The sequence below is a fragment of the Bacteroidota bacterium genome, assembly GCA_034723125.1.
Taxonomy (GTDB): Bacteria; Bacteroidota; Bacteroidia; order CAILMK01; family JAAYUY01; genus JAYEOP01.
Genome location: JAYEOP010000533.1, coordinates 1 through 7,759, shown reverse-complemented (window position 1 = coordinate 7,759; position 7,759 = coordinate 1). Strand labels below are relative to the sequence as shown.

Sequence of the window (7,759 nt, the reverse complement as noted above, 5' to 3'; positions counted from 1 at the left end):
GGGTCACAGGTTCAAGTCCTGTATCGCCCACAACGCAAAACAGCAACATTTCCTTTTAATACGGGGTGTGTGGCTGTTTTTTTTTGCTTTTGTTTTATTTTATTTCTTGTTTGATTTGCTTTTGTTCGCTTTGTAGTGCTATTTGTTTTCGGTATGTTTTCGGTAAGCTTTTTTTAACTTCCATTTATTCCTTTGCACGTAAGCATTATATCGTTTTTATGTCTATGCCTTACAACAGGGAGGATCACAGGTTCAAGTCCTGTATCGCCCACAATAAAAATCCCGTATAAAAGCGGAATTTTTTATTTATGAGTAAAAATATTTTTCAAAAACCTCCTAAACTCAATTATGCAAAGTAATCACCCATTTACCGGGTTGTTTTATTTCGTATTCAAAAACACATTTCAATTGCTGTGTTTTTGTCTGATTCATTGTTGAATATTTAATACGTCCCTTAAATGGGAAGCTAATACCTTCATATCCATGAGAATTATATTTCTCAACCTGATAACCGGAACTTCCTGTCATAAAAAAATCAGTAATAGTTGAGTTTGTTGTTCCCATTTGAACAAATTTTATTTCAACTTGATTTCCATCTCCTACCCTTCTTATTGTATATCTTTCAATGCTTACTTTTCTTATAACACTATATTTCATTGATGTTGGCAGACCTTTGTACTCATCTTTTTTCCAAATACCTACTAAAGTTTTATCCTTACCGTCAGCTTGGAAATAATATTTCCCAGAGCCATGTCGTTCACCATTTTTCCAGCTTCCTTCATAAATCTGTCCTTCTTTCCATTTATAAATTCCTTTACCGTTAGGCAATCCTTTTTTAAATTCACCTTTATAATAATCCTCTCCCTTTGCAATTCCTTCTCCGTGTGCCAAGCCTTTTTTACATTCACCTTCATAACTTTCATCTATTCCCTTTTTGAGTACTTTGCACTCATTTTGTGCAGAAAGCAAAAGCACAATACTAAAAGACAGAAAAAGAGTTAAAATATATTTCATGTTTTTCATAAGCCAATTGTTTTAAAATGATTAGAAAATAAATCTATTATTTAATTTTCAAAGTTAAACAAAAATAACAGATATGAGCCCACTCTCCTCCAACTCACTCCAATCCTAATTTCTTCAAAATTTTATTCAAATAATCCTTAGCCAACTCTTTTTCATTTTCTTCCGGTGCCCAAGGGGCAAAATGTTTTGCTTTTTTTTCATCAAAAGGTCCTTCTTTTATTTCATAAATTGCACTATTTTCTTCTAATGAAATTATTGTATGCCATTCATCAGGATATAATTCAACGGCAAAATTTTCTTTTTCTTTATCAAGGATGATATGCTCTATTATTCCCCCCGAATCATCAAAAATAACTATTAATATTTTCCCTTTTATTAAAAGAAGTATTTCAATTGTTCCAGAATCATCATGTTTATGAGGTCGAATGTATGTGTCAGGTTCGCAAGCATTTACAAGCCTTTGTACTTTTTCATCATAAGACTTATGAAAATTATGATGCATTCTTTTCCTTTCAGACTTTTTTGCTTTAGCTGAAATATTCTCAAGAAATGATTTATTTATTTTTAGCATTAAAATCAAATTTAATAATTCGTTTTATCTTCTTTATTTTGCCAATAATCAAACAAACTCAGGCATTTATCTCTTTCTACATCTTTAGTAATTATCAGAGAAGATTTTTGCTTATCTTTAATTATTTCGTAAAACTTTTCATCATCGAAACCAATACGAGTAGCATCTTTTTGATTAGTACCAAAGTATAATTTTTTTAATCTTGCCCAGTGAATTGCAGCTAAGCACATAGGACAAGGCTCTGCTGTCGAATATATTTCACAATCACTAAGGTCAAAATTATTTAGTTTTTTTGAGGCTTTCCTAATTGCAATTATCTCAGCATGTGCTGTAGGGTCATTTGAACTTAAAACTTCATTATGAGCAACCGAAATAATTTTTCCATCTTTAACGATAACAGCTCCAAAAGGACCACCTTCATTTTTATACATTCCATTTTGTGCCTCATTAATGGCAACCGACATAAATTCATTCATGATAAAATTGGTAAGTAATTAAAAAAAGGCTTTAGGATTTTTTAATTCTAAAGGTAATAGACAACTAATAAAAACACAATTATTTCTTTTTCGAACGATTATATTTTCTAATTCCAAAAAGAACTCCAAGAAGTACTAAAATTCCAACACCTCCTAAAATAGGAGAAGTAGGGCTAGGTGGCAATGGTTGAGCACTAAGAGAAGTTGTTAATAATAAGAGTGTGAAAAATATTAAACTTTGTTTAATCGTGTAAATTTTTAACATATTACTTTTATTTCTTATCTTATACAGATTTAAATTTCATACAAAATAAAACATATTTATATGAAAATCCAAATTAATTTAAAATTTTTTTTCAACAATACTTTTAACCTCTTACAAAGAGCGATTTTATAATTAACCATGCCATTCTTGGATTTTCTTTAAGCCGCCTTGTTGAATACCCAAACCAATCTTCACCATAAGGAACATAAATTCTCATTTTGTGTCCCTTTTCAACAATTGAATTCCTCAATTCAGGTGTAACTCCATGAAGCATCTGAAATTCATACATTTCCTTTGGCACTTTATATTTTTCAAGCAACTTATATGCTCCTTCCACAAGCTTTTTATCATGTGTAGCAATTCCCGAATATATTTTATTTTCAAACATATATTCAAGAACCTCAAGATAATTTTCATTTACCTTTTCATATTTTTTATATGCAATTTCAGCAGGCTCAACATAAATTCCTTTACATAATCGATAACTTATAGGTGTCTTCTCTGAATTCAAGTCCTGCAAATCTTTAACATCTTGCATAGTTCTTTTCATATATGACTGAAAAACTAATCCAACATTTTTTGGAAATTCCTTTTTTAGTTTTCTAAACAATTCAATTTCCATATCTACACATTGGGAATCTTCCATGTCGACCCTGATAAAATTATTATAGGAAACAGCTTTTTTTACAATCGTCCTGATATGATTATAACAAATATCTTTATCAATCAAAAGTCCGAACATTGTTGGCTTTACAGAATAATTGCCTTTTATTTTATTTTTTTCAGCAACATCAATTATTTCAAGATATTCCTCAGTATTCTTTTCAGCTTCTTCAAGTTTTTCAATAAACTCACCAAGTACATCAATGGTAACAAGCATTCCTTTTTCATTATGTATTTTTGAAACATTTATTGCATCTTCAATTGTTTTTCCTGCAATATATCTTTTTGAAAACAACCATACAAAAGATTTTGGCATATATGGAAGTATTAATGAAATCATTTTATTAAACCAATTAAACATAATATTTCTTTTTTTCGTTTCTAAATAAAATCTATTTTTAAATCAAATTAGTAAATAATTTTAATTTTCTCAAATATAGATTTTCAATACTGACAATCAGCATATTTTTACAAAAAAATTTCAAATATATTATTTATATATAAAAGATATGTATAACTTTCTTATTTTCAGAAATGTAACTGATTTTGAGTGAGAATTATATTAGGGAGGTTCTATAAATACATTCGCATTAAGATTTCCAGAGTTTTTTATAGACAATGAAAAAATTTGAAAAAAATCGGGATAATGTAAAAAGTTTTGAAGAAGTATATAAAAAACTCTGAAAACCCTTTGGGAACAAAGATAATAAACAATCTGACTGCGTTAAAATTTTTCTCAATAGCTACGGCTATTCAGAAAAATTTGTGCCTTGCATCTTATTCATTATCTTTGTTTCTTAAAAGAAATGTATTTAAAGAACCTCCCTTATCGCATTAACCATAAGAAAAGAGTTCCAACCAAAATAATTGCAATAACCAGAATCACTGATAGGAAAATATTTATAAAAGCTTTCCAACTTGGGAATCTTTGAATTACAGATATTCCTGTTACTAATATTTCTATGGTAATTATTCCAAGCATTATTTCAAAAGCTCTAAAAATCAGAAATACATTTGACCAAAGATGTGTGGTTTCTAACGCATAAAAATCATAAAGAAAAATATCCTTACCAAAAATTACTACTTTTATAAAATAAATAAAAATTACAGATATTACAGGGATTAATGAATAACCAACAACTGTTCTAATCTCAAAAAAATGAGCCGAACCCTTTAACCACATACCGATAAAATACAATACTCCCGAAATGAAATTAAATAAAAGTAATCCTAAAACAGGTGAAGCAATAATACCCAGTACTAATATTTTATAAAATCCTAGTTCATCACCCCAATTTAAAGCAATAGCACGATTAAATAAAATTGCCATACCCCCAAATGCATAAAGGAAAAAAAGTTTTTTTCTATCATACTCACTTACTACAAATCGAAAAGTATCGCTAGTTCTTATCCAAATTGATTTTATTGGTACTATTTTTCGTTTTGGTTTCTTTAACGCTTTCTCGTGCAACTTTCCCACATCCTCTTGCAGAGTTTTCCTTTCCTTTTTCGACCAATTTTTAGGCATACTTAAAATATTTTATAAAACCAAAATCCACTTAACTTACGCCACTTTTTCGTGTACTCTTTCTTTAAGTATTTATACCATTTATCTCCACCTGTATAGTTATTAAGTACTTCCTTAAAATTATTGTCAGCATTGACATTGTAATCCTTCACTGCCAAATTATTCCCCAATTGTTTCTGTTCCTCCTTTAAGTACCTCGAATTATATTCTCTTTGTTTTAATATTTTTAATAATTCCAGTGAATTATCAAATTCCTTTTTTGTGGTAAAATATCTAAGCATAAAAGCAAGGTGTAAAGATTTTTTGTTTTTTGAAAACTCAAATAAATTCAGATGTTTCAATCCGAATTCTTCAACTTTTAATTGCTCAAAATAAGTGGAAGCTTCCATGTACTTTTCAACCGCTTTTTGAAACTTATTATTGTCAATTAGCTCCTCAGTTTCCCTCAACATTTTTTGATATGTAACCGCAGATAAAATTTCATTTTTCTCATTTTCAGCACGGCTTTTATCAATTTTACACTCAGGCATTTTATTTACTGCAGAAATAGCATTATTCAATTCAATGTTTGCTTCAATATATTTTTTCTCACTTTTTTTCATTTGAGATACAAGTAAAAACTCAGAGTATTTTTCTCTAACATTCTGACATTCTTTTTTAAATATTTTATTCTTTAGATCAATTATTTCATTTGCTATCTCTTTATCATTTGTCAATGAATATTTTTCAATTAATCTTTCCGTTTTTTTCAAAACAGCTCTTGTTTCTCTAATATTGTTGTTTTTAACAAGATCAAATCCATCTTCAATATCAAGCAAAATAATTGGTTTTAATGATTTTTGCAACAAAGGAAGCAATTCTTTTGACGGTTCGAAATTAAATTTTTTCTGCAATTGCTCTGCTTTTTGAAATGTTTCAAATGCTTGTGTATTGCTATGAATTTTTAAATAATTACGACCATTTTCAATAATTTTGTAGTATTCCTTTTCCTTTATTATTAATAATAATTTATTTGCTTCATCGGCATCTCTTACTTCAGTTGAATTTGACCTTTGGTAAGAAATAGCATTATTTATATGTTTCTCTGCTTCATCTAAATTATCCTCTGCAAGATACTTCTTCGCAACATTAAGATAATTATTATAAATTCCTTTTTTTGCTTTTATTCTAACAACTAAAATTTCCTTACTACAATTAAGTCCTTGAACTTTGTTACATAATTCTTCAGCATTATTTATGTCACGAAGTGAGTTTTCAAAAAGTCTTTCTTTTATGTTATCTTCTGCCATGTTCATATAGTCATTCACAAGCTTTGATGAAAAATCAATTATCAAATTATAAGTATTGGGGTCTGGCTTCATCCTTGAAAAAATATCCAGAATCTTTGAGGATGCTTCATCAATTTTATTATCTTTATAATCCAATTTTGCCAACTGAAACAATGACGGAGCAAATACAGGATTTATTTCCAATGACTTATGAAACATTTTTTTTGCAGCATGAATTTGTTCATTTACTACAAACTCAAGTCCTTTGTTGTAATATATTTCATAAAGGATTGAAATTGTATGCCTCACACTTTGCCCTAAATTCCCGGATATATATTTGAGGTCATCATATTTTTTTAAAAATTGTGAAGGATCATTTTCATTCAGATTCAATCGATTTTTAATTTCAGACTTTTCTATCTCAGCAATAAGATGTTCAACTCCTTGAATCATCTTTTCATATTCAAATATCATGTTGATATTATCGGGATTTACATAGCTAAGGTCGGATAAAGCCTGCAATATCCTGTTGTTAGCAGAGTGATAATAATTAATATCTTCTTGCTTTCTTGTTAATAGTTCTTTATTCTCATTTGTATAAATAAATGATTTAGAATTTACAATAAAGTTATACTTTTTGTAATTTAAACTATCTAAATATTTAAATTCGAAATGATTTTTATAAGGGTTTAATGATTCTCTATTTCTTGAATAATTAGCAATATGTTTGTTTTGTGTTGTTAGTAATTCCCCCTTAAATGTAATTTTAGAAGGAACAAAAACCTCTGAAATATCAAAACCCTTGTAGATAATTTGTCCTGTTCGAAAATTATTAAAGTCAACTTCAATTATAACTTTTTTATTGTTTGTAATAATTCTTACAAGTTGCTCATGTTCAAATGTTAATTGGGTGTAATAGATGTTTTCAGAACGTTCATCAGCAATCACTTGAAGAAGTTCATTTAGAATTCGTTGTGAACTTTCGTAAGAATTCTCATATTTTATAAGGTATCTTTCTGTTGTTTTATCGCTAAATACTATTAGTGATTGAGAAAATGCCTGAGAAATAAAAAAGCAAAATAAAAACAATGTAATTAGTTTCTTCATATCAATTTAAAATCTGATTTTTAATTGACACAAATTTAATAAATCTTAACAAATAATCAGTTATTGAGTCAAATCTTAATCTACGCCTCAGCCTTATGTCTTAGCCTTAGTCTTAATTTAGCCTTAGTCTTAGCCTTAGTCCTCGTCCTCATCCTCATCCTTAAAATAATATTCATTGTATGAACTCACTGCATCAATAGCATGATTTTGAGCTCTACTATAACATTTGCCTGATTTAAAATTATAAACAGCATAACCAGCAAAACCAGCAACGCCAATACCAATTCCTGCATAAGTAGCAATTGGCAAGGATCCATCTCCATCACTTGAGGAATTTAGATAAGACTTTCCTGCTATAATAGCACCTACGATTAATACACCTGTAGCTCCAAGCTTATACCAATTATACTTAGTTTGTTCCAAACATTCGTTCACACATAAATTATAATGTTCTAAACAAGGATCACATTCACGAAAGTATCTTTTAATATTTTCATAATTTTTTCCCACACGTTTCTTCTTACTATCTCCAATTGTGTAATACATCTCGCTTCTTGTTGAAGTACTTGTTGAAATTCCTCTTGAACTATAGGTTACTGTTGTTTTTTCTACAAGCGTCAATTTGTCTTTACCAACCTCATTCTGAGCAAGTATTTGAAAAGAAAAAAATGTAAAAACAAAAATGACCAGTGATAATTTTAATTTCATAATAATTATTTTTAATTGTTAACAACTCAAGTTTCGCATTTGAATATAAAGAATTGATATTCGGAAACTTATTAAATGTCGAGTTGTGATAACATAAAGAAAATCAATAGTATAATAATTCCATAATGAATTGTTTCATACTTTGTGATT

9 protein-coding genes are annotated in these 7,759 nt (G+C 28.6%); 1 reads left to right on the top strand and 8 read right to left on the bottom strand.

From position 1 onward, the window contains the following. Positions 1-342: 342 nt before the first annotated feature. The 5 genes from U9R42_13785 to U9R42_13765 form a co-directional block, all read right to left on the bottom strand. Positions 343-1,023, bottom strand: a complete 681-nt coding sequence (locus U9R42_13785; GenBank protein MEA3497093.1) for a hypothetical protein — start codon at positions 1,021-1,023, stop codon at positions 343-345. 94 nt (positions 1,024-1,117) lie between these two features. Continuing rightward, positions 1,118-1,594: a WbuC family cupin fold metalloprotein gene (locus tag U9R42_13780; protein ID MEA3497092.1), complete on the bottom strand. Its 477-nt coding sequence runs from the start codon at positions 1,592-1,594 to the stop codon at positions 1,118-1,120. Between the two features lie 11 nt (positions 1,595-1,605). Then, the gene (locus U9R42_13775; GenBank protein ID MEA3497091.1) at positions 1,606-2,070 is read right to left on the bottom strand and encodes a nucleoside deaminase; all 465 of its coding nucleotides are present in this window, start codon (positions 2,068-2,070) and stop codon (positions 1,606-1,608) included. A 79-nt stretch (positions 2,071-2,149) separates the two neighbouring features. Beyond that, positions 2,150-2,335 (bottom strand): hypothetical protein, encoded by a 186-nt coding sequence (locus tag U9R42_13770; protein MEA3497090.1) that lies wholly within the window; start codon positions 2,333-2,335, stop codon positions 2,150-2,152. 103 nt (positions 2,336-2,438) lie between these two features. Further along, complete coding sequence (locus U9R42_13765) at positions 2,439-3,359, bottom strand: proline dehydrogenase family protein (protein MEA3497089.1); 921 nt, start codon at positions 3,357-3,359, stop codon at positions 2,439-2,441. 297 nt (positions 3,360-3,656) lie between these two features. Between U9R42_13765 and U9R42_13760 the strand changes: the two genes are divergently transcribed. Next, positions 3,657-3,836 carry a hypothetical protein gene (locus U9R42_13760; protein ID MEA3497088.1) on the top strand — a complete coding sequence of 60 codons (180 nt, stop codon included), beginning with the start codon at positions 3,657-3,659 and terminating at the stop codon, positions 3,834-3,836. Here U9R42_13760 and U9R42_13755 read toward each other — a convergent pair. The 3 genes from U9R42_13755 to U9R42_13745 form a co-directional block, all read right to left on the bottom strand. Then, the gene (locus tag U9R42_13755) at positions 3,825-4,526 is read right to left on the bottom strand and encodes a Yip1 family protein (GenBank protein ID MEA3497087.1); all 702 of its coding nucleotides are present in this window, start codon (positions 4,524-4,526) and stop codon (positions 3,825-3,827) included. The genes U9R42_13760 and U9R42_13755 overlap by 12 nt on opposite strands. A 2-nt stretch (positions 4,527-4,528) precedes the next feature. Next, positions 4,529-6,901, bottom strand: coding sequence for a hypothetical protein (locus tag U9R42_13750; protein ID MEA3497086.1), 2,373 nt, complete (start codon positions 6,899-6,901; stop codon positions 4,529-4,531). Positions 6,902-7,036: 135 nt separating this feature from the next. Beyond that, positions 7,037-7,609, bottom strand: a complete 573-nt coding sequence (locus tag U9R42_13745; GenBank protein ID MEA3497085.1) for a hypothetical protein — start codon at positions 7,607-7,609, stop codon at positions 7,037-7,039. Positions 7,610-7,759 lie beyond the last annotated feature (150 nt).

What these genes read in the sequence shown, in the direction of transcription:
- U9R42_13785 (MEA3497093.1), bottom strand. Translation starts at nt 1,023, where the DNA reads ATGAAAAACATGAAATATATTTTAACTCTTTTTCTGTCTTTTAGTATT.
- U9R42_13780 (MEA3497092.1), bottom strand. Translation starts at nt 1,594, where the DNA reads ATGCTAAAAATAAATAAATCATTTCTTGAGAATATTTCAGCTAAAGCA.
- U9R42_13775 (MEA3497091.1), bottom strand. Translation starts at nt 2,070, where the DNA reads ATGAATGAATTTATGTCGGTTGCCATTAATGAGGCACAAAATGGAATG.
- U9R42_13770 (MEA3497090.1), bottom strand. Translation starts at nt 2,335, where the DNA reads ATGTTAAAAATTTACACGATTAAACAAAGTTTAATATTTTTCACACTC.
- U9R42_13765 (MEA3497089.1), bottom strand. Translation starts at nt 3,359, where the DNA reads ATGTTTAATTGGTTTAATAAAATGATTTCATTAATACTTCCATATATG.
- U9R42_13755 (MEA3497087.1), bottom strand. Translation starts at nt 4,526, where the DNA reads ATGCCTAAAAATTGGTCGAAAAAGGAAAGGAAAACTCTGCAAGAGGAT.
- U9R42_13750 (MEA3497086.1), bottom strand. Translation starts at nt 6,901, where the DNA reads ATGAAGAAACTAATTACATTGTTTTTATTTTGCTTTTTTATTTCTCAG.
- U9R42_13745 (MEA3497085.1), bottom strand. Translation starts at nt 7,609, where the DNA reads ATGAAATTAAAATTATCACTGGTCATTTTTGTTTTTACATTTTTTTCT.